Raw genomic sequence first — 24,120 nt, forward strand, 5'->3', positions numbered from 1 at the left:
ATGGCTTTCGGACGTAAGCGCAAGGTGGTCCCGTTCCGCAGCGCCGGTGAGCTCGATGCCATGGCTGCGGCCGGGGCCGTCGTGGGCGCCGCTCTCGTCGCGGTGCGCGACGCGGCGAAGCCCGGCGTGTCCACTCTCGAGCTCGACGCGGTGGCCGAGGCGGTGATCCGGGACGCGGGCGCTGTCCCGTCGTTCCTCGGGTACCACGGCTTCACGGGCAGCATCTGCAGCTCGATCAACGATCGCGTCGTGCACGGCATCCCGAACTCGTCCGACGTGCTCGCCGAGGGCGACCTCATCTCGATCGACTGTGGCGCCATTCTCGACGGCTGGCACGGCGACTCCGCCTGGACGTTCGGTGTCGGTGCCGTCATCGAGGCAGACGAGCAGCTGAGCGAGGCCACTCGGTTGTCGATGGAGGCCGGTATCGCCGCGATGCTGCCGGGCAACCGCCTTACCGACGTCTCGCACGCCATCGAGCAGGGCACGCTGGCCGCCTCGGCGGCGCACGGACGTACCTACGGCATCGTCGACGGCTACGGCGGCCACGGCATCGGCCGCGAGATGCACATGGAGCCGTTCCTCGCCAACGAGGGTGCGCCGGGCAAGGGCCCCGAGCTGGTGGTGGGGTCGACGCTCGCCATCGAGCCGATGCTGACACTGGGCACCCACGAGACCCGCGTGTTGGACGACGACTGGACCGTGGTCACCACGGACGGATCGCGATCCGCGCACTGGGAGCACACGGTCGCCGTCACCGAGGACGGGCCGAGGATTCTCACTCTGCGTCCCTGACGCAGATCCTTCCGACCCGTCCGGGTCGTCAGGCCCAGTGCTCGGCCGGAACCTGCTCCGACTCCTTCGGCGGCGGCGGGGGAGTGCCGTCTCCGAACGGCCTGCCGCCCAACGCTTCCCGGCCGTGTGGGCTCAACCAGCTCGACAGGTCCGGCCCCTTGGGCACGATGCCGGTCGGGTTGATGTCGGTGTGCACCTCGTAGTAGTGCGACTTGATGTGCACGAAGTCCGTGGTGTCGCCGAATCCCGGTGTCTGGAACAGGTCTCGGGCGTAGGCCCACAGCACCGGCATCTCGGAGAGCTTGCTCCGGTTGCACTTGAAGTGGCCGTGGTAGACGGGATCGAACCGCGCCAGCGTCGTGAACAGACGGACGTCGGCTTCGGTGATGGTGTCGCCCACCAGGAATCGCTGGTTCGAGAGGCGGTCGCTCAGCCAGTCCAGTCGCGCGAAGAGAGCGTCGTACGCCTTCTCGTACGCGCTCTGGGAGCCGGCGAAACCGCACTTGTAGACGCCGTTGTTGACGTCGTGGAAGATCAGTTCCGCCACCTCGTCGATCTCGCCGCGCAATGCTTCCGGGTACAGGTCGGGTGCGCCCTCACGGTGGTACCGCGTCCACTCCGTCGAGAAGTCGAGCGTCATCTGGGGGTAGTCGTTGGTGACCACCTCGCCCGTCGACACCTCCACCATGGCGGGCACGGTGATCCCGCGTGGGTAGTCGGGGAAGCGCGCGAGGAACGCGTCCTGCAGACGTGGGATCTTCAGCACCGGGTCGAGGCCGTCGGGATCGAGATCGAAGGTCCAGCTCCGCTTGTCGTGGGTCGGTCCGCACACTCCCATCGAGATGGCGTCCTCGAGACCCAGGAGCCGACGCACGATGATGGCGCGGTTGGCCCACGGGCAGGCGCGGGCCACGACGAGGCGGTAACGACCGGGCTCCACCGGGTAGCGCGACGACGGATCGTCGGTGATGCGGTCCTCGATGTAGTTCGTGTCGCGGTCGAAGCCGCCCTTCTCCACGTAGGACGGGGTACCGCTGTCGGTGCTCATGGTCGTAACTTACCCGGGGTCGGTCAATTCCATCCCGATGTGCACTCCCAGTTCGGTGAAGCCGAGCGAGAGGCCGAACAGCCGGGCGGTCGCGTTGTCCATCGGCACCGACCACTGCGGCACGAGTCCCGCGTCGATGGCCTCGTTCGTGGCCAGCCGTGCGGCGGTCGAGCCGTACCCCCGCCGGCGTCGTGACGGCACGGTGACCGCGACGGTGTCGGCGAGGAAGCCGCGCCACTCGACGTACCCGGCAGCGGCCGCGGGGAGAGCGTCGTCCTCACCGTCGGCGTCGTCGAACACCGTGAACCACGAGTCGACGCCGACCGCGCGGATCCCGGTGGCGTCGTCGGGAGGCACCAGTGCGAGGACGCGGTCCACATCGTGCCCGTCGTGGGAGATCAGAGGGTGTTCGACGCGCACGTCGTCGCGACTGTCGTCGAGGAAGGCGAGGACCCGTGGTCCACCGCAACGACCCCGGCGCTGTCCCGCGAGGTCGGCGAGACCGTCCCGCGTCGCGAGCACGTCGTTGCCCAGTGCCTCGGCGCGGTCGAGGATGTCGCCGGGTCCGACCAGGACCGCGTGGCCGTCCAGGACGACGAACGTGAGGCGGGTCGCGTCGTCGTCGACCACGTGCAACCGCTCCGCGTCGTCGAGCGAGGCGTCGTCGGGAAGACCCAGTTCTCGCGCCCAGGCGAGACGGACGATGTCGATCTGGTGGGAGTTCATCGCCGTCCACGCTAGCGCCGCTTGTGGCGACCATGCTCGGCGCCGTATATTCCAAGCGGAATATACGGGCGAGGGGATCGACATGGAACGCGTGACACCGCTGGCCATCGCCGTGCTCGCGTGCCTGTTCGAGCGGCCGATGCACCCGTACGAGATGTATCTGCTCCTGCTCGAGCGCAAGGACGACCGACTGCTCAAGGTACGTCCGGGGTCGCTCTACCACGCGGTCGACCGCCTGGCGGAGCGTGAGCTGATCGTGGCGGTCGGCACCGAACGGGAAGGTAATCGGCCCGAGCGCACCACCTACTCGGTGACCGACTCGGGTCGGGCGGCTCTGTCGGACACCCTGCGTACTCTCCTGGCGGAACCCACGCCCGAGTACTCGCAGTTCACCCTCGCCTTGTCCGAGTCGCACAACCTCCCCGGGCCGGAGGTCGCGACACTCGTCCGTACCCGTATCGCTCTGCTGGAGAAGGATCTCGACGAGCTGCGCGTCATCGATGCGATGGCCGTCGATCGCCACGTTCCCCGGCTCTTCTCTGTGGGCCTCGACTACACCCTCGCCCTGCGCGAGGCCGAACTCACCTGGCTCCGGGCCTTCGTCGACGACATCGACTCCGGACGTCTCCCCTGGCTGGACCGCATTCTCACCGAACGACAGGACCACCGATGACCAGCACCACCAGCCCGGCCGTGAAGGAGGCGTCCCCCTGGATCGCGCTCTGGACCCTGTGCCTCGGCTTCTTCATGATTCTCGTGGACACCACCATCGTCGCCGTCGCGCAGCCGGCGATCCTCGAGGGTCTGCAGACCGACATCTCGAACGTCATCTGGGTGACCAGTGCGTACCTGCTCGCGTACGCGGTACCGCTCCTCGTGACCGGCCGTCTGGGCGACCGGTTCGGGCCGAAGAACCTCTACATCGGCGGGCTCGTCGTCTTCACTCTCGCCTCGCTGTGGTGTGGCGTGTCGGGGTCGATCGAGATGCTCATCGCCGCGCGCGCCGTGCAGGGCCTGGGCGCCGCGATGATCACGCCGCAGACCATGGCCGTCATCACCCGCATCTTCCCCAAGGACAAGCGCGGTGCCGCGATGGGCGCCTGGGGCGCGGTCGCCGGCGTCGCGACCCTGGTGGGTCCGCTGCTCGGTGGCGTGCTGGTCGACGCGTTCGGGTGGGAGTGGATCTTCTTCATCAACCTCCCCGTCGGTGTCGTCGCCATCGCACTGGCCGTCAAGTTCGTGCCGACGCTCCCCACCAACGACCACAAGTTCGACATCCCCGGCGTCGTGCTGTCCGCCGCCGGCCTGTTCTTCATCGTCTTCGGTCTGCAGGAGGGTCAGAAGTACGACTGGAACGGGTGGATCTGGACCTCCATCGCCGTCGGCGTGGTCGTCTTCGCCGCGTTCATCGTGTGGCAGTCGCGCAACCGCAACGAGCCTCTGGTGCCGCTCGGGTTGTTCCGCGACCGGAACTTCTCGCTCAGCAACATCGGCATCGCGGCCATGGGCTTCGCGATGACCGGCATGATGCTGCCGATCATGTTCTACGCGCAGGGCGTCACCGGACTGACGCCCACGCGTTCGGCCCTGCTGTTCGTGCCCATGGCGGTGCTCACCGGCGTGCTCGCGCCCAACGTCGGCCGTCTGGTGGACCGCGTGCACCCGCGCTACATCGCCGGTACCGGCCTGACCCTGCTCACCGTCGCCCTCGTCTGGCTCGCGATGGAGATGACACCGACCACGGCGATCGTCCGGCTCCTCATGCCCATCGCACTGATGGGTGTGGCCAACGCGCTCATCTGGTCTCCGCTCGGTGCCACGGCCACCCGCAACCTGCCGATGTCGCAGGCCGGCGCGGGCAGCGGTGTCTACAACACCACCCGCATGATCGGGTCCGTGCTGGGCAGTGCGGGTATCGGCGTGCTGATGCAGTCCCGCATCTCCGCCGAGGTGCCGTTCGCCGGTGCGGCCGGCGCGTCGGGCGAGCTGTCCACGGGCCGGGTGCCGGCACAGGTGGCGGAACCGTTCGCCACCGCGCTCGCCCAGTCGCTGTACCTCCCGGCCGCGGTCCTGCTGGTCGGAGCGATCGCGACGCTCTTCTACGCGCGCCCCAACTTCGGTGGGCACGGGGCTGCGGTTCCGGATCCGTCGGTCGAGGCGAGTGTTCCGGCCGGGACGACGCCCGTCCGCTGAGGCGGGCAAGCCGGAGGCCGGTCGGGGTAGGCGGGCAGGCCGGAGGCCGGAGAACGAGGATGTGTGCGCACCTGGCATGCTCCGATCCATGAGTGAGAAGCCCACCCGTCTCGAGCGCACCACCACCGACGCGGGCGCCGAGGTCGCGATCCTCACGTTCGCCCACGGCGCCCTGAACCTGTTCGACCAGGCCATGTTCGATGCCGTGACGGCCGACGTCGCCGAGCTGGTGGCCACTCCTCCGCGTGCGCTGCTGCTGCGCGCGGAGGGCAAGGTGGTCTCGGGTGGGGTCGACGTGCACGTCTTCGAGGGGCTGTCGGAGGCCGAGGGAACGGCGTTGTGGGAGGGGCTCTTCGCGGCCATCGCCCACCCGCTCGAGGCGCTGCCCTGCCCGGTGGTGTTCGCCGCGCACGGTCTGACGTTGACGGCCGCGCTGGAGATCGCCCTGGCCTGCGACATCATCCTCGCGTCGCCGAAGGCGAAGTTCGGTCTGGTGGAGACGGTGGTGGGTCTGACTCCGTCGATGGGTGGTCCGCAGCGGATGGCGGAGCGTGCGGGCAGCGGCCGGGCACGTGAGTTCGTCATGACGGGCGATCTGTACACGGCGGAGACGCTGCGAGAATGGGGAGTCGTCAACCAGATCCACGAGGACGTGGACTCCGCCGCCAGGGCTCTCGTCGCACGGCTCGCGGACGGGCCGACGCGCGCCCATGCGGCCACGAAGGAGATCATCGGTGCGTGGCGTTCCGGCGGTGTGCGCCATGCGGATTCGGTGACGTCCGCGGTGTCGGGTGCTCTGTTCGAGACCGAGGATCTGCAGGGCGCGGTGCGCAGCTTCCTCGATGTGGGGCCTGGTAAGGCGACCTACACCGGGCGCTGATCAGCGCTGGGTGTCCACCAGCGCATTCCGCAGTCGAGTGACCGCGTCGTGGTCGAGGCCGAGCCAGTCCAGGTAGCCGTCGAACGAGCCGTGCGCCGTGGTCATCGCCTCGAGCCCGGCGCGGTAGTACTCCTCCCGCACGCCCAGCAGGTCGTCGTCGAGGTCGGCGGGGGCCACCTCGTCGTGATCGAGAATGTGGCGCCGGAGTGGAGCGACGGCGGCGTTGCTGCGCAGGTAGTCCGAACCGATGTCCTCCTCGACGACGCCGGCGGCGCGCAGCACGGTGGCGACGGTCCACCCCGCGCGGTCCTTGCCGGCGGCACAGTGCACCAGCGACGAGGTGCCGGACGACAGGGCCTCGACCACCGCCCTGATCGCCACCCGCGCGCCGGGCAGCGTCGGAAAGGCGCGGTAGGCGCCGTCGAGGAAGCCCTGGGCGGTGGTGGCGGGCACGGCGCGCTCGTGCGGCGCGTCGCGTTCCGCGGCGATGTAGGGGACGCGATGCACGGTGACCGTGTCCGGGGCCCGGTCCGAGCCCCACCGCGTCACCTCGGCGTCGCCGCGCAGGTCGAACACGTCGCTGACCCCGAGTCCGGCCAGCGTGGCCCGGCCCTCGTCGGAGAGGTGCGTGAGTGCCGACGCGCGGAAGAGAAGTCCGCTGCGGGTGCGTCCGCCGTCGGACGTGCGCAGGCCGCCGGTGTCGCGGAAGTTCCACGCGCCGTGCAGGTGGAACTGGCCGGGTTCGGAACCATCCGTGCTGCGTTCACTCACCCGTCGACAGTAACGACGCGGTCTCCACGCGTCCGAGCCACCGTCCCACCAGGGGACCGATGTCCGCCACGGCGTCGCTCGACAACAGTTCGCCGTGTCGCCACGGCACCGACTCCACGTCGGCGGGTCCGGTGCAGTACTGCGACCAGAAGTCCGACATGCGGCCGAGTTCGACGGCGGTGACGTCGGAGTCGATCATCAGGACGGCGCCGCTGTAGGTCGGCGGCACGTGCTCGTCGACGAGGGCGAACAGGGTGAGCATCGCCTTGGTGATCAACCGCGCCTGGATGTCCGAGACCGGTAGCTGGTCGCCACCCATCGCCGACCACACCGACCACAGCGCGTCCGGCGTCATGTCCGCCAGGTCGTCGGTCAGGTGCCGGTACGCGCCGAACATGGCGTCCGCCTGCGCCTTCTTGACCGCACTGCCCGGAACGATGCTGTGCACCGGGTCGAGAAGCGACAGCGACGCGACGGTGTGGCCCTGCGATTCCATCCGGGCCGCGACGGCATGGGCCAGCACACCGCCGACCGACCATCCGACGAGGTGGTACGGGCCGACGGGATCCACGTGCCGGATCTCCTCGACGTAGCGCTCGACGACGTCGTCCATCGACCGTGGTGCGAAGTCGGGGTCCGCCACCGCCGGCGTCTGCACGCCGTACAGGGGGCGGCCGGTCTCGAGGTGGCGGCCGAGCTCGAAGTACGGCCAGGCCAGCCCCATCATCGGGTGGATGCAGAACACGGGGGCGAGCTCGACTCCGCCGCCCAGTCGGAGAACGGGACCGACTGCGTCGGACGAGGCGATCGACTCGTCGTCGTCCTCGCGGTCGAGATGCTCGGCGACGGCGCCGACGGTGCCGTGCGAGAACAGGAGTCGGAGCACGCGGTCGACCCCGGCGGCACGACCGAGGTGTGCGGCCACCCTGGTCGCGGTCAGTGAGGTCCCGCCGAGGGCGAAGAAGTCGTCGTCGAGTCCGATGTCGCCGACGCCCAGCACGAGTGCGAAGGCCTCGGCGACCATGTGTTCCGTCGAGGTCGTCGGCGCGCGGTACACCGTCGGTGCGAACGTCGGTGCGGGAAGGGCCGCCCGATCCACCTTGCCCGCGGTGGTGCGCGGAACCGCGTCCAGAGCGATGACGCGCGACGGCACCATGTACTGCGGAACCCGTTCCGCCACCGCCTCTCTGACAGAAGCGACGTCGATCCCGTCGCCGGCGACGTACGCGACGAGATGATCCGATCCGGTTCCGGCGTCGCGGTGGAGGAGGACCACCGCCTGCGTCACCGCGGGATGGGCGAGGGCGGCGTTCTCGATCTCGCCCGGCTCGATGCGCAGTCCGCGGAGCTTGATCTGGAAGTCGCTACGTCCCAGATACGCCAGCTCACCGGCCGAGTTCCACCGCACCAGGTCGCCGGTGCGGTACAGGCGCGCGCCCGGCGGTCCGTACGGCGCGGCGACGAACCGGCTCGCCGTCAGCCCGGTCTGCTCGACGTACCCGCGGGCGAGATGTGGTCCGGACAGGTACAACTCACCGACAGCCCCGAGAGGTACCGGCCGCAGTCGGCCGTCGAGCACCACCGCGTCCACACCGCGGACCGGTGTGCCGATGCCGACGGGGCGGTCCGGCGTGATCGGTCCGTGCGCGGTGGCCCAGACGGTCGTCTCGGTGGGGCCGTAGTCGTCGTACATCTCGCGTCCGGCGGACCACGTCGCCGCGAGGTGATCCGGGAGGGCCTCGCCGCCCACGACGAGGACGCGCACGCAGTCGAGGCCGGCGGGGTCCAGGGAGTCGAGCACCCGGGGCGTGATGATCGTGTGCGTGACCCTCTCGTGGCGAATCAGCGCGCCGACCTCGTCGCCGCTGTGTACGTGCGCCGGCGCGAGAACGAGAGTGCCGCAGTGCGCCAGCGCCATCAGCATCTCGGCGATCGAGGCGTCGAAGGTCGGCGAGGCCACCGCGAGCACCCGCACGTCCGGCACGTCGCCGCGCCGGGAACGTTGGTCCGCCAGCGCATCCGCCAGGCCCGCGTGGGTCACGGCGACGCCCTTGGGTCGGCCCGTGGAGCCGGAGGTGTAGATGACGTACGCGATCGAGCTCGGATGCAGCCCCGGACGACGCTCCGACGCGAGCACCGTGTGGGCCGGGTGACGGTCGAGCGCCGACACGACGTCCGGATCGTCGAGCACGATGCGCGGGATCCACGGCGCGGCGGTCGAATTTGCCTGCTCGGTCCGGGAGTCCGTGATCACGACGACGGCGCCGGAGTCCTGGAGGATGTGCGTAATTCGGTCGGCGGGTTGCGCGGGATCGACCGACAGGAACGCGGCCCCGGCCGCGGCGACGGCCCACACGGACAGGACATGGTCGATCGAGCGCGGCATCGCCAGCGCGACCACGACGTCGGGTCCTGCGCCGCATGCGATGAGTTCCCGCGCGAGACGATTCGCGCGCGCGGACAGGTCCGCGTAGCTCAGGTCGATGCCGTTCGCCCGCAGGGCGATCGCGTCGGGACGGGCCGCTACCGCGTCGGCCACGAGGTGGTCGAGAGTCCGGGCCGCCAGCGCGGGGGCACCGCTGCGGGGACGCATCGCGGCACGCTCCGAGGGCTCCACCGTCTCGAGGTCCCCGATCCTGACCGAGGTGTCGCGTGTCATCGACCGCAGTGTCCACACCAGTCGGCGCGAGACCCGCTCGATGGTGCTCCGGTCGAACAGGTCGGTCGCGTAGGACAGCTCGATCAGCAGGCGCCCCTGGTCCTCGCGCAGCATCACGGCGAGATCGAACTGCACGGGAGCGCCGCCGAGATCGAGCACCTCGACGGCCGGTGTGGTGACGGGGAATCGCGGCGGCGCGGTGTTCTGCAGAGTCAGCATCACCTGCACCACAGGGTGACTCGCAGTGGAACGCACCGGGTCGAGGGCCGTCACCAGGGTCTCGAACGGCAGAGCGGCATGCGCGAAGGCGTCCAGGGTGGTCTCGCGCGCCGCGGCGAGGTGGTCCGCGACGGTGCCGTCCTCGTCGATCGTGGACCGCAGGACCACCGTGTCCACGAACATGCCGACCACGTCGTCGAGTGCCGGATCGGTGCGACCCGCGACGGCCGTCCCGACGAGGAGATCGCGGGTTCCCGCCCACTGGGCGAGCACGATCGACAGCGCGGTGTGCGCGACCATGAAGAGGGTGACGTCGTGGGCCTGCGCGACGGATCGGAGCGCGCCCAGCGCGTCCGCGTCGAGAACGGTCCGCACCCGATCGCCTTGCTGCGACGGGGTTCTCGGCCGGGCGCGATCGGTCGGCAGCGCGAGATCGAGGGGTACGCCGGCCAACCGCTCCCGCCAGTGATCGAGGTGGCGCGACAAGGCCGAGCCGGGATCGTTCAGCGATCCCAACGCTGCGCGTTGCGCGAGGGCATGGTCGGCGTACTGCACGGGTAGCGGTGGTAGGTCGAGTGGCCGTCCCTCCGCGCGAGCGGCGTACGCCGTGACGACGTCGCGCGTGAGCGGCGCCATCGACCACCCGTCCGCGGCGATGTGGTGCACGAGGATCACCAGCACGTGATCGGTCGGCGACACGACGAGAAGAGTGGCGCGCAGCGGAGTCTCGGTGGTGACGTCGATGCGCGCCGCCGCGGCCGTGCGTACCGCCGCGGGCACGTTTGTGGCAGTGGTGCGCACGAGGTCGAGGGGAACGTCGACCGTGGGCGACACCACCTGGTGCGGCACGCCGTCGAGGGCGGGATGGACGGTGCGCAGGATCTCGTGCCGGAGGGTCACGTCGTCGAGGGCGGACCGGAGCGCGTCGACGTCCAGCGGACCGGTCAGCCTCAGCGCGAGCGGGATCAGCTGTCCACCGCGGTCGGCGTCGACGCGGCCGAGGAACCACATCCGGTGCTGAGCGAAGGAGAGCGGCACCCTGTCCGGGCGCGGCGCCGCCGTCAGGGGAGTGCGCGCCGCGGTCGGCGCCGCGACCAGCACTGCGGCGAGCGCACCCACGGTGGGGTGGTCGAACACCGCGCGCACCGACACCTCGCGCTCCGTCGCCGCCGACACCCGTGCGGCCACCCGGGTTGCGGACAGCGAATGGCCACCGAGAGCGAAGAAGTCGTCGTCCAGCCCCGGTAGCTCCGGCAACTCGAGCACGGTGGCGAACGCCTCGGCGACGGCGCGCTCGGCCGGGCCGACCGCCTCGCGACGCGGGACCGTCGCCACGGTCCCGGGAAGGCCGGAGGCCGGTCGGCGAGGGGCCGACGGGAGTGCGCGACGGTCGAGCTTGCCCGACGCCGTCAACGGGATCGCGTCCACGGTGACGATGTGCGCGGGCACCATGTACCGCGGCAGGCGGCGCGCGGCGTCGTGTCGGAGGTCGGCGGGGTCGACGGCACTCGTGCCGGACGGCACCACGTACGCGACGAGGTGGTCGTCCTGCACCAGCACCGCGGCACGGTCGACCGACGGGTGCGAGGCGAGTGCCGCCTCGATCTCGCCGGGCTCGATGCGCAATCCGCGCAGTTTGACCTGGACGTCGGTGCGGCCCAGATACTCCAGATCTCCGCCGCTGGTCCAGCGCACGAGGTCGCCGGTGCGGTAGAGCCGCGCGCCCTGAGCCGCGGCGACGAACCGCTCGGCCGTCGCGGTGGGGCGGCCGACGTACCCGCGCGCGAGGTGGGTGCCGTCGAGGTAGAGCTCTCCGACCACCCCGATCGGCACCGGACGCAGGAACGTGTCGAGCACCCGCGCGCCGACCCCGCGGACGGGCCGCCCGATGGTCACGGCGTCGTCCGCCCGGAGCGGGCCGCTGCTCGTGGCCCAGACGGTGGTCTCGGTGGGACCGTAGTCGTTGAACAGGCGTCGACCGGGGGCCCACCGGGCGGCCAGTGCCGGTGGGCAGGCCTCACCGGCGGTGACCAGGACGTGGAGTGACGGAACGTCTTCGGGGATCAGCGAGTCGAGCACTCGCGGCGTGAGGAGAGCGTGGGTCACCGCGGACTGCGCCACGAGGCGACCCAGTGCCGGTCCGCCGAACACGTCTGGTGGAGCGACCACCAGGGGAGCGGACAGGGCCACGGCGATGAGCAGCTCGGCGATGGACGCGTCGAACGTGGGGGACGCGACTGCGAGCACACGTGCCTCCGCAGCCTCGCGCAGTCGCTGGTCCGGCCGCGCAGCGCCGCGCAGTCGCTGGTCCCACAACGCGTCCACGAGGCCGCGGTGTGTGACGCCCACGCCCTTGGGGGTTCCGGTGGAGCCGGAGGTGTGGATGACGTACGCGAGGGTGTCGGGACGGATGGCGCCGAGCCGGTCGGCGGGCGTCACGTCGGCCTCGGACTCCGCGCCCGTGTCGAGGACCGCCGGTGACACCGTGGCGAGACGTGCCAGTGCGGCGGGAACCGTCACGGCGGTGACGGCCACGGCGGCGCCCGTCTCGGTGAGCATGTGCCGCAGTCGGTCCGGTGGCCCGTCGGGGTCGATCGGCAGGAACGCCGCTCCGGTCTTCGCTACCGCCCACACCGCGGTGATCTGGTCCACCGAGCGCGGCAGCGTGACGGCGACGACGGTGTCGGGCGCGGCGCCGAGGGCGATCAGTGCCCGCGCCCAGCGGTTGGAGCGGCGGTCCAGCTCGGTGTAGGTGAGCGTGCGCTCCCCGATCAGGGCGGGCCCGTCCGGGTTGCCGGCCACCGCGTCGGCCAGCAGACGAGGCAGCACGCGCGATGGCAGTCCGGCGCTGCCGTGCTGGGAGAGCAACAGTGCCCGCTCCGACGGGTGCAGGATCTCGAGGGCGCCGATCCGGTCGAAGGGCCTGCGCGCCACCGCGTCGAGGACGCGGAGCAGGACGTCGACGATTCCGGCCGCGGTCCGCCGGTCGAAGAGGTCGACGGCGTAGGTCAGTGCGCCGCTCAGTCCGTCCCCGGTCTCCGTGAGATCCAGGGTCAGGTCCACCGGCGCGGCCACGGGACCCGAGTCCAGGACGTCGATCTCCAGTCCGGCGGCCACGAGAGTGGGCGGAGTCTGGTTCTGGAACGCGAACATGACCTGCACGACGGGGTGGTGCGCGGTGGAGCGCACCGGATCGAGAGCGTCGACGATCAGCTCGAACGGCACGTCGGCATGGTCGAGGGCCCCCACGGTGTCCTTGCGCACCTGATCGACCAGAGCCGCGACGGTATCGGTACCGGTGACGAACGCGCGGTGCACGACCGTGTCGACGAACATGCCGACCAGCTCGTCGAGATCCTCGTGACCGCGGCCTGCCACCGGTGTTCCGACGGCGATGTCCTCGCTTCCCGTCACGCGGGCGAGAGTGACGGCCCAGGCCGCCTGCAGGACCATGACGAGCGTCGCGTGGTGGGCGGTGGCGAGCGCACGCAGCGCCGCGGTCGTGGCGTCCGGCACCGTCACGCGTACACGCGCCCCGCGATGCGAGGCCACCGGCGGCCGCGGTCGATCGGTCGGCAACGGCAGCACGTCCGGGAGACCGGCGAGGCGGTCCGTCCAGAACGCGACTCGACCACGGATGTCGTCCGCGTGATCCTGTTGCCACACGGCGTGATCCGCGTACTGCATGGGCAGGGGGTCGACAGTCCACTCTCGACCGGACCGGCGGGCCGCGTAGGACGCCGTGAGATCGCGGGTGAGCGGCGCCAGGGACCAGCCGTCCGCGGCGATGTGGTGCAGCACGAGAAGCAGGACGTGATGCTTCTCGGTCACCGCCACGACGGAGGCGCGCAGCGGGAGATCCGCTGCCAGGTCGAACGGTGCCGACGCCATCCGGTCGAGGACGGCCTCCGGTGTCTCCGACTCCCGGTCGATCGCGATCCGCGCGTGATCGAGAACGTGTTGCTGCGGAACACCGTTCACGGCGGGGTAGACGGTGCGCAGTATCTCGTGGCGGTCGACCACGTCGGCGAGTGCGCCCTGTAGCGCGCCGTGGTCGAGGACACCGCGCAGCCCGAGTGCGAGCGGGATGACGTAGCCGCTGTCGCTGGAGACCGTGTTCAGGAACCACATGCGCTGTTGGGCGAACGACAGAGGCACCATGTCGGGGCGCGGCCGTGTCCGCCGCGGTGCGAGAGCGCTCCGAGGCACGGCGTCGATCTGCGCGGCGAGTGCGTGCACGGTCGGTGCCTCGAACACGCTACGGACCGGAACCTGCAGTCGGGCAGCGACTCTGGTGGCACTGAGGGAGTGGCCACCGAGCGCGAAGAAGTCGTCGTCGAGCCCGACGGGGTCCGCGAGTTCCAGGACCGTCGCGAAGACGGCCGCGACGGCGACCTGCCCGGCGGTGGACGGAGCGCGGAACTCGGCCGTGTCGAGGGGCGGGCGGGGCAGCCGCGCGCGGTCGAGTTTGCCCGACGTCGTCATCGGCAGTGCGTCCATCACGACCACCGCGGCGGGAACCAGGTACCGCGGCAGTGCCGCCGCGGCTGCGGCCGACACCTCTGCCGCGTCGATGCTGTGCCCGTCGGCAGCGACCACGTAGCCGACGAGACGCTCGTCGATCACCCCGGCCGCGGCGGCGCCGACGCCCGCGGCGCCGACGAGCGCGGTCTCGACGTCCCCGAGCTCGATCCGCAGGCCGCGCACCGTGATCTGGTGATCGGACCGTCCGAGGTACAGCAGGTCGCCGACGGCGTTGCGGCGCATCAGGTCTCCGGTACGGTACGTCCGCTGTCCGTCGGGAGCCGCGACGAAGCGGGACGCGGTGAGTCCCGGCCTACCGAGGTACCCGCGTGCGAGATGGTCGCCTGCGACGTACAGCTCACCGACCACGCCGTCCGGAACCGCGTGCAGGCGGACGTCGCGAAGCGAGACCTCGACGCCGAGAGTCGGGGACCCGACGGTCACGGGATCCCCGGCGGCCAGGAGTGCCGTCGTCGACCAGATGGTCGCCTCGGTGGGTCCGTAGACGTTGGTCATCGTCCGGCCGGGTGCCCACGTGTCGACGAGACTCGGCGGGCACGCCTCGCCGGCGCTCATGACCACGCACAGGTCACCGCCGGGATCGGGTGTCGCGTCCAGCGCGCGGGGTGTCATCAGCGTGTGGGTGACGCGGTGCCGCCGCATCAGGTCGCGGAGTTCGACACCGGCGTAGACCTCGGGAGGGGCGACGACGAGTGCGGCGTCCAGTGCGAGTGCGATGACCAGTTCGCCGACGGACGCATCGAACGTCGTCGACGACACAGCGAGCACCCGGGCATCGGATGCCGGTGCGTGCCGGGCCCGTTGGTCCTGGACGGCGTTGTGGAGTCCGCGGTGCGTGACGGCGACGCCCTTGGGCCGTCCGGTGGATCCCGAGGTGTAGAGGACGTAGGCGAGGTGGTCGGGTCGCAGAGTCGAGCGACGGTCGCGATCGGTGATCGCTGCGTCCGACAGCGCCGCGACCGCGGCGAGTGTGGCGGGATCGTCGACCGTGATCCGGACGACGTCTGTCGGGAACGGTGCCGCCGTGTCCGTGAGCACCAGCGTGGGCGCCGCCTCGGTCAGGATGTCCGCGAGCCGAGCCCTCGGCTGCTCGGGATCGATCGGGAGGAACGCAGCTCCCGCACGGCTGATCGCCGCGACGAGAACGAGGTACCGCGCCGACCTGGCGACGGCGACCGCGACGACGGTCTCGGGACCGGCACCGAGCGCGATCAGACGGCGCGCCCACCGGTTCGACGCTCGTGCCCACTCGTCCCGCGTGAGAACGGTGTCGCCCTCGATCACCGCGACCGCGGAGCCGTCCGCGTGGGCGTCGAGCAGGGCGGGGAGCGTCGTCGGGGTCGTGCGGGCGTCGGGATGCGTCCACGTGTCGGGCTCGTCCGCTCCGCGGATCGCGATGTCGCCCACTGCGATCTCGGAACCCGGGGCCGCCGCGCGCAGCACGTGCTCGAGGACGGACGAGAGGCATTCCGCGGTCGTGTGATCGAACAGGTCGCACGCGTAGGTGAGGACGACCGCGAGGCCGGCGCCGGCGGGGCGGACGTCGACGGTGAGGTCGAAGGTCGCGGGTGCCGGCCCGACGTCGAGCACCTCGATGTCGGGACTGCCCTGGAGCGGATCCACGTCCTGGAAGGCCAGCACGACTTGGAAGACCGGGTGATGCGCCGACGTGCGAGCCGCACCGAGGGTGTCGACCACGTGGTCGAACGGGACGTGCGCGTGCGCGAAGGCGTCCACCGTCTCGTCTCGGGTGCGGGAGAGCAGCTCGGCGAACGACTCCGACGGATCCACGCGGGTGCGCAGCACGACGGTGTCGACGAACAGGCCGACGAGGTCGTCGAGCGCAGGATCCGGTCGACCCGAGATCGGTGATCCCACCGCGATGTCCGTCGACCCGGTCCAGCGCGCGAGGGCGACGGCGAGGGAGGTGTGCACGACCATGAACACCGTGGCCCGGTGAGCGACGGCGAGCTCGCTCAGTGCGGCCACGGTCGCGTCGTCGAGATCGAGGCGCACCGCGGCACTCGCCCGGCCGCGCCGCTCCGGGCGCGGTCGGTCGAGCGGCATGTCGAGGACGTCGGGCAGTCCGGAGAGACGGCACTTCCACCACGCCGCCGCGTCGGAGTCGACGCCCAGTTCCGTCTGCCGCACAGCGACGTCGGCGTACTGCACCGACAGTGGCGACTGTGCCGGTACTCGTCCGGAGCGATGGGACTGGTACGCCGACCGCAGGTCTCGCGTGAGAGGGGCGAGAGACAGACCGTCCGCGGCGATGTGGTGCACGGTCAGCAGCAGGACGTGCTCGTCGTCGGCGAGGCGCAGCACCTCGGCCCGCAGGGGTGGTTCGGTGGCCAGGTCGAACCGCGTGGTCCGGGCATCCGACAGTCGCTCCACCAGTGCGTCGGGTGTGACGGCGGTGACCGTGAGGGTGGTCGGCGCCGGGGGCGGCAGCACGACCTGGTGCACGACACCGTCCGCATCGGCGTAGACGGTACGGAGGATCTCGTGGCGAGTCATGACGTGACCGATCGCGGACGACAGCGCGCCGAGATCCAGGTCGCCGAGGACGCGCAACGCCAGCGGCATGACGTAGGACCCCGGTTCGTACCGGTCGAGGAACCACATCCGGTGTTGGGCGTGCGTGAGCGGGATGCGGTCGGGACGCGCAGCGTGGAACCCGTGGTCGGTGTACGCGTCTCCCGCATCGACGGCGGCAGCCAGCCCCGCGATGGTCGAGACATCGAAGAGCGTGCGGAGCGTCAGGTCGCGTCCGGTCGCCGACCGGATGCGCGCGACGACCCGCGCCGCGCTGAGGGAGGTGGCGCCGAGCGCGAAGACGTCGTCGTCGGCACCCACCGGAGCGGACGTCTGCAGGACGGCCTCCACGATGTCCGCGACGACACGCTGGGTCGGTGTGAAGGGAGTGCGGTGGACCCGGCCGCGGCGCGCGGGTGCGGGCAGCGCACGCTTGTCGACCTTGCCCGACGCGGTGAGGGGAATGGTCTCGATCTCCACGATGTCGTCGGGAACCAGATGGCGCGGAAGCGACGAGCGCAGCGACTGCAGCAACGCCTCCGTGACGGCTGAACGGCCCCGTGTCGGAACGACGTACGCGACCAGTCGGTCTCCGACGACCGTTAACACCGCGCGGTCGATCAGGCCCGACCGCGTCAGCACGGCCTCGATCTCCGCCGGCTCGACGCGCACGCCGCGCACGGACAGCTGGTCGTCGCTCCGGCCGAGGAAGTGCAGGTCGCCGGCGGCGGACCAGCGGACGCGATCGCCGGTCCGGTAGAGACGAGATCCGTCCGGTCCGGCGACGAACCGCTCCGCGGTCAGCGCGCTGCGATGCGCGTAGCCGCGGGCGAGTTGCGCACCACCGAGATACAGCTCGCCGGGGACGTCGACGGGAACGGGGCGCAGGGCGTCGTCCAGCACGAGGGTCGTCGTGTTCCACACCGGCCGCCCGAGGGGGACGTTCGTCGTGTCGGCGTCGGTCACGACGTGGGCGGTGACGTCCACCGCCGCTTCGGTCGGCCCGTACAGGTTCACCACTCGTACGGGGAGCACGGCGCGGACGGCGGCGGCGACCCCCGCGGGCAGCGCCTCGCCCGACGAGAGGATCGTGCGCAGCGACGTGCAGGCGGCGAGGCCCGGTGCGTCCGCCATGAGCGCCAGCGTCGACGGGACGGCGTGCACCACGGTGACGCGGTGCCGTGCGATCAGTTCCACCAGCAGATCGGCGTCGCGGTGGTCGTCCGGATCCGCGACGACGACCCGGGCACCGATCTGCCACGGCAGGAACAGCTCCCACACCGAGACGTCGAAGGTGGCGGGTGTCTTGTGGAGCACGACGTCGTCCGCGGTGACACCGACGAACTCGGCGCGCCAGCGCAGTTGGTTCACGATCGCGGCGTGCGACACCCCGACACCCTTGGGCTGCCCGGTGGAGCCGGACGTGAAGAGCACGTAGGCGAGGTGGTCCGGGCGCAGGGGTGCGAGGCGATCGTCGTCGGTGAGGGGTGTGTCGGAGAAGGACCCGAGGGGCGCATCGCTGATCGTGATCCACTCGACGTCCTCGGGAAGCGTTGCCGCACTCCCGATACCGAGCCGCGCACCCGACATGGTCACTGCGTGTCGGAGCCTCTCCGCGGGATGGCCGGGATCGAGCGGGACGTAGTGTGCGCCGGTGGCCACGACGGCGTGCACGGCGACGAGCAGATCGATCGACCGCTCGAGCGCCACCGCGACGGCCGTCTCCGGTCCGGCGCCGCGGCTGATGAGGTACCGGGCGAGGCGGTGCACGCGAGCGGAGAACTCGGCTCGGGTGACGTGTCGATCGCCGTGAGTGAAGGCCACACGGGACGGAACCAGAGCCGGCACGGCGTCCAGGAGTGTGGTGGGGACGAGGGGGTGCCGGGTGGAGTTCCACGTCTCGGTGACGAGGGTGCGCTCCGTGACCCCGAGCAGGTCGATCTCGGCGAGCACACGCGAGGGGTCGAGTGCCTCGAGCACCCGCAGGAGTCGGTCCAGCAGTCGGTCCACGGCGTCGGTGTCGAGGACGTCGCGGCGGTGCGTCGCGCGCACGACGAAGCTCTCTCCCGGTTCGACCGCCAGGGACAGCGGGTAGTGCGTCGCGTCCCGTGCCTCGACGCCGAGAACGGAGAGGTCACGCGCCGCCGCGGTCAGAGCGGTGCGATCCAGTGGATACGACTCGAAGGCGAGCGACGTGTCGAATCCGGCGCCCGGCCCGACCTCCGCCTCGATGGCGGACGGAGCGAGGTGATGATGATCGAGCAGCGCGGCCTGCTCACGCTGCAGTCGCTGAGCCGACTCCCGCACCGTCGCTGTGCGATCGAGCCGCACGCGAACCGGAACGGTGGAGATGAGGAGCCCCACCATGGATGCGGAACCGTCCAGCTCGGCCGGTCGGCCCGAGACGGTGGCTCCGAAGACGACGTCGGTACGGCCCACCGCGGAGCCCAGTACGAGTGCCCACGCGAGTTGCACGAGGGTGTTGACCGTGACCCCCGCGGCGCCGGCGCGCGCCAGGAGTTCGGCGGTGCGCTCGGTGCTCAGCGTCGCGATGCGCTGTCCTGGTGCCTCGTCGGTTCCGGAACCGTGCGCGGGAGCGAGCAGCGTCGCCTCGGTCGATCCGGTCAGGGCCTCCGACCATGCCGCGAGCGAGGCCGTGGTGTCGCGTTCCCTCACCCACTGCAGGAAGCCGCGGAGTGGAGGCGGCGCGGGCCGGGGTTCCTCGCCGGCGTAGTCGGCCAGGAGGTCGGCGAGGACGATCGGCAGGGACCAGCCGTCGAGGAGCAGATGGTGATGGGTGAGCACCAGGGTGTGCCGCTCGTCCCCGGTGTGCAGCAGAGCGACGCGCAGCAGCGGTGCGGCGGCCACGTCGACGGCGACGCCGCGATCGTGCGCGAGGAAGGCGTCGAGCACGGCGGCAGGGTCGGGATCGGCCCGGACGTCCACCTCCGTCCACGGCACCGTGACGGATGCCGCGATCACCTGGACGTCCGTCCCGTCGACGGTGGTGTCGAAGGCGACCCGCAGCGCGTCGTGACGGTCCACCAGCGAGTACGCGGCCCGCCGCAGACGGTCGGCATCGAGCGCTCCACCGAGGTGCACGATCGTCTGCACCACATAGGGATCGACGCTCCCGGCGGCGAGGCGGGCATGCACCAGCAGGCCCGCCTGCAGTGGCGCGGTGGGCAGGACGTCGATCAGCGTGGGATGACGCCCGGTCCACCCGTCGACATCGAATGGTGTCGCATCGACCAGCGGGAAGTCCGACGGTGACCGCCCGCCGGCGCCGGGGGTGTCGACGTGCCGTGCGACGGCCGTCGCCGCCTCGACCCACAGCGAGACGAAGGCCTCGACGTCCGCGTCCGCCAGGACCGCGTCGAGCGTGCTCAGTCGTGCGATCAGGGTGTCCCCGAGGACGACGGTGTCGATCTCGAGCACGGCGGCCGCGCCCAGGTCCTCGGGCCGTGGTCCCGACAGCGGGGAGATGCCGGGAACCGGGAGCCAGTCACCGGTGTCCGTCGTCGTCATCCTGCCGAGGTGCGCGAACGAGATCTGCGGTGTCCAGCGCAGGGCGTCGCGCGCGTCGTCGTCTGCCCCGTGTCGCAGCAGCCCGTAGCTCGCGCCGTGGTCGGGAACTCGTGCGAGGTGCTCCTTGACCCGCAGAATCGCCTCGCCCGCAGCAGGTCCGCCGCGCAGCGCCGCGGCGATGTCGAGACCCGTGAGGTCCAGTCGTACGGGGAACACCGTGGTGAACCAGCCGACGGTGCGCCCGGTGTCGGCGCCGGGAACCAGGTCGTCCTCCCGTCCGTGTCCCTCGAGTTGGACGAGCCTGGTCGGTGCGTCGTCCTGTCGCCACGCGGCCAGCGCGAGGGCGAGCGCGGCGAGGAGGGCGTCGGTCGGTCCGGCGTGGAACAGGGTGGGCGCGCGGACCAGTAGTGCGTCGGCGATCTCTGCTGGAAAGGCGACGTCCCGGACCGTCGTGTCCCGTACCCGATCGACGACGGGGTCGAGGAGTCGTTGTCCGAGAACGGGATCGGGGCCGTCCAGAACGCCGGTCCAGTACGGCAGCCGCGCGCTCGCGTCGTGCGCTGCGAGACCGGACGACCAGCGCCGCATCGACGTGCGGACGGGGGCGAGAGTCGGTGCGACCCCGTCGCGCACCGCGGCCCACGCCGCGACGAGATCGGCGACGAGGACGCCCCACGACACCACGTCCACCACCAGGTGGTGCGCCGCGATCACGAGGCGTCCCGCCGTGTGCTCGCCGAGGTCGTTCCAGCCGAGCCCGAGCATCACGCCCTTCTCGGGATCGAGTGTCGCTACGATGTCCTCCACCGCGAGATCGGCGCCGCGGCGCAGCAGTCCGTCGACCCGGACGACATCCCGCGGGCGCACCTCGAGGTGTACGCCGTCCGCGTCGCGGACGAGCACGGAGCGCAGCATGTCGTGGTGCGCGACCACGGCCTCGATCGTGGACACCAGGGATGCGCGGTCGATGCCGACCGGGAGCGAGAGCGTGAGGGTCTGAGCGAACCGATCCGGTGTTCCGCCGCGCTCCAGCAGGTGGCGCACGATGGGTGTCGGGTCGACGCGGCCGATGCCGCTGCCGGGTGGCTCGTCGACGGTGCCGACCGTGTCCGCCACACGCGCGAGCCCGGCGGCACTGCGTTGTTCCACGACGTCACGAGCGCTGATCCGCACGCCCGACGCCGCCGCGACGGTGACCAGTCGGATCGAGAGGATGCTGTCACCGCCGAGCGCGAAGAAGTCGTCGTCGACACCGACATCGTTGCGGGACAGCACGTGTGACACCGCGTCGAGCAGCCGCCGCTCGACGTCGGAGGCGGGTTCACGGCGGGTCGTGGTCCGGCGCTCCGGCTCGGGGAGTGCGCGGACGTCCACCTTGCCGGAGGCGGTCAGTGGGAGCGCGTCCAGCGGCACCACGTGCACCGGGACGAGGTGGCTCGGCAGCGTCCGGACGACGGCGGCGAGAACGTCCGCGGGGTCGGCGTCACCGGTCACGTACGAGACCAGCTGCTCGCTGTCGCCGTCACGGCGGACCACTGTGACGGCCTGCGTCACACCGGGAACCGCGACGAGGGCCGTGTCGATCTCGCCGGGTTCGACGCGGCGTCCTCGTACCTTGACCTGACTGTCTGTGCGCCCCAGATACTCCAGGTCACCGGACGACGTCCACCGTGCGCGGTCACCCGTGCGGTACAGCCGCGTTCCGTCGACCCCGGCCACGAAGCGCGCCGCGGTCTCCGCCGACCGTCCGACGTACCCGCGGGCCAGGCCGGCTCCGGCGAGGTGCAGCTCACCCGGAACTCCGACCGGGACGGGGCGCAGGCGGGAGTCGAGCACCACGGCGCGCACTCCGGGCAGGGGACGCCCGATGGTGACGGTTCCGGACTCCGTCAGCGGCGCGGTCCCGGTGGCCCACACCGTGGTCTCGGTGGGTCCGTAGTCGTTGTGCAGCAGGAGGTCCGGTGACGTCGACCACCGGGACGCCAGCGCGGTCGAGCACACGTCGCCGACGCTGAGGACCTGGCGCAGCGACGGAGCTTCGGTCGGGGACAGTGTCTCGAGCACCCGCGGAGTCAGGATCGCGTGGGTGATCGATTCTCGTCGCAGCAGATCCTGCAGAGGTGCACCGGAGTACGCGTCGGAATCGGCGACGACGAGGCAGCCGGACAGTGCGAGGGCGAGAAGGTGTTCCGAGATCGACGCGTCGAAGGTCGGAGCCGCGACGGCGAGGACGCGAAAGCCCCCCATCTCCGGAACCCGTGTCTCCGGACCGCGTGCGCGGTGGCCGGCCACGACACCGTGCAGTCCGGCGTGGGTGATCGCGACGCCCTTCGGGCGGCCGGTGGAGCCGGAGGTGTACATGACGTAGGCGAGCTCGGTGATCGCCGGCCGCTCCCTCGTCAGCGGCTCCGGTGCGACGTCCGTGACGGCCACCCGGGTCGTTCCGCTCGGCAGATCGACGGGATGTCGATCCGTCGTGACGACGAGGGTCACCCCGGATTCGGCCAGCACGGCGGCGAGCCGCTCGACGGGGTCCGCGGGGTCGACCGGGAGGAACGCGGCACCGGTGCGCACGACGGCCCAGAGCGCGATCACCTGGTCGACGGACCGCGGAAGTGCCAGCGCCACCACGGTTCCCGGAGTCGCCCCCGCATCGCGGAGAGTGCGGGCGAGGCGCCCGGAGGCGTCGTCGAGTTCGCCGTACGTGAGCGTGGCCGTTCCGCCGCGCACGGCCGGCGCCGCCGGGTCGCTGCGCACGACCGCCGCCATGAGGTCGCCCAGCGTCGTCGCCGTCGGTGCCGGCCCGCCCGACCGGTCGAGCAGATCGGCCGCCTCGCCGTCGTCCAGGAACGCGAGATCGCCCACGGTGGTGTGGTCGTCCGCCGCGACGATGCCGCCGAGGAGTCGCGTCAGCCGCACGCCGTGCCGGTCGATGTCGAAGGCGTCGTAGCGCTCCGGGTTCCACTGGATGTCCAGCGTCAGTGTGTCGCCGGTGTAGATGTTGATCGCGGTGTCGTGGACGGGCCCCGACGACAGGATCCCGACGGGAGCCGAGATGTCGTCGAACTGCAACGGGGCGACGAACGGCATGATGTTCACGACGGGGCCGAAGGAGACGCCGAACGGCCGCACCTCCGGTGCCAGAAGCTGATCCCAGTCCCGGAAGCGTTGGTGCCGAAGCGCCCCGGTGATCTCCCGCCGTACCTGTACGAGCAGTTCTCGCACCGCCGTGGTCGAGTCGACCGTCAGCCGCAGCGGCACCAGATTGGCCATCATCCCGGCCGTCGCCCGCAGAGCGGCGGTGGTGCGTCCGGTGACGGGGAATCCGAGGACCACGTCGTCGGTGTCGAGCACCCGCGACTGATGCACGGCGAGAGCGGCGACGACGGCGAGTGGGTCGGCTCCGGTTCCCCTCGGCTGGGTCCACGGCAGGCGCGTCGCGACGGGTTGCCGGGGTGCGCTCGGTGGTGCCGCCGACAGGGCCGTGGGGCCGCCGACGTCGGCGAGGTGCTCGCGCCAGTGCTCGAGGTCGGCGTCGTGGCGACGTGACGCGGCGTAGGCGACCTCCGCATCGTGGATGCGGGCGGCGGTGTCGGGCGTCGGCGCCGGTCCCGGAGCCGACGTCCCCGAGTAGTGGCCGGCGATACGTCCGAGGAGGGTGAAGGCGCCCTGACCGTCGAGCACCACGTGGTGGGCCCGCAGATACAGGAACGTGCGGTGATCGTCGAGTCGGAGGAACACGCATCGAACCAGCACGGTTCCGTGGAGATCGACGGGCTCCCGGAACTCGGCGCGCATCCACGCCTGAGCGGACGCCTCGGGGTCGGCGTCGCCGCGCAGGTCGAGCACGTCGAGGTTCATGACGGCGTCCTCGACGTGGATCAGACACGGCTCGTCGTCCTCTCCCTGCGCGAGGCGCGTCTGCCGCAGGCCGGACTCGGTGCCCGCGGCGTACATCGCCCGTTCCAACCGAACGAGGTCGACACCGGAGCCGACCGGAGCGGAGATGTCGACGTACAGGGCGACGGTGAGGGCCGCGTCGGGATCGAGGCGCTGGGCCAGCCAGAACGGCCGTTGCGCACCCGTCAGCGGAACCCGGGCGGGGCCGCCGTCCGGTTCGGGGGACACGACCGCCCCCTCGTTCCGGTCGTCTCCCACAGGACGAAACCTATCCGCGGGAATTGCCCGTTCGGTCGGGCTCGCCGTCTTCTGGAGGACTCA

General features: G+C 71.2%; 8 protein-coding genes. 4 read left to right on the forward strand and 4 right to left on the reverse strand.

From position 1 onward, the window contains the following. Positions 1–795, forward strand: a complete 795-nt coding sequence (map, locus tag BR07_RS0106140; protein ID WP_027504675.1) for a type I methionyl aminopeptidase — start codon at positions 1–3, stop codon at positions 793–795. A 28-nt stretch (positions 796–823) separates the two neighbouring features. Here the strand turns inward: map and BR07_RS0106145 are convergent, their stop codons facing one another. Both BR07_RS0106145 and BR07_RS0106150 read right to left on the reverse strand, forming a co-directional pair. After that, the gene (locus tag BR07_RS0106145) at positions 824–1,843 is read right to left on the reverse strand and encodes a glutathione S-transferase family protein (RefSeq protein ID WP_027504676.1); all 1,020 of its coding nucleotides are present in this window, start codon (positions 1,841–1,843) and stop codon (positions 824–826) included. Between the two features lie 9 nt (positions 1,844–1,852). Further along, entirely contained in the window at positions 1,853–2,569 is a 717-nt protein-coding gene (locus tag BR07_RS0106150) for a GNAT family N-acetyltransferase (RefSeq protein ID WP_027504677.1), read from the reverse strand. 82 nt (positions 2,570–2,651) lie between these two features. Here BR07_RS0106150 and BR07_RS0106155 point away from each other — a divergent pair, with 82 nt between their 5' ends. From BR07_RS0106155 to BR07_RS0106165, 3 genes are all read left to right on the forward strand, one after another. Continuing rightward, positions 2,652–3,242: a PadR family transcriptional regulator gene (locus tag BR07_RS0106155; RefSeq protein WP_027504678.1), complete on the forward strand. Its 591-nt coding sequence runs from the start codon at positions 2,652–2,654 to the stop codon at positions 3,240–3,242. After that, positions 3,239–4,762 (forward strand): MFS transporter, encoded by a 1,524-nt coding sequence (locus BR07_RS23550; protein WP_051613103.1) that lies wholly within the window; start codon positions 3,239–3,241, stop codon positions 4,760–4,762. The genes BR07_RS0106155 and BR07_RS23550 overlap by 4 nt, the downstream gene beginning before the upstream one ends. A gap of 88 nt (positions 4,763–4,850) precedes the next feature. Then, positions 4,851–5,642, forward strand: a complete 792-nt coding sequence (locus BR07_RS0106165; protein WP_037185024.1) for an enoyl-CoA hydratase/isomerase family protein — start codon at positions 4,851–4,853, stop codon at positions 5,640–5,642. Here the strand turns inward: BR07_RS0106165 and BR07_RS0106170 are convergent, their stop codons facing one another. Continuing rightward, positions 5,643–6,413, reverse strand: coding sequence for a tyrosine-protein phosphatase (locus BR07_RS0106170; RefSeq protein WP_051613104.1), 771 nt, complete (start codon positions 6,411–6,413; stop codon positions 5,643–5,645). Beyond that, entirely contained in the window at positions 6,406–24,027 is a 17,622-nt protein-coding gene (locus BR07_RS23555; RefSeq protein ID WP_155956946.1) for an amino acid adenylation domain-containing protein, read from the reverse strand. Before BR07_RS23555 ends, BR07_RS0106170 begins: the two co-directional genes overlap by 8 nt. Positions 24,028–24,120: the final 93 nt, after the last annotated feature.

Origin of the sequence: Rhodococcus sp. UNC23MFCrub1.1 (genome assembly GCF_000686025.1) — a bacterium.
Classification (GTDB): domain Bacteria; phylum Actinomycetota; class Actinomycetes; order Mycobacteriales; family Mycobacteriaceae; genus Rhodococcoides.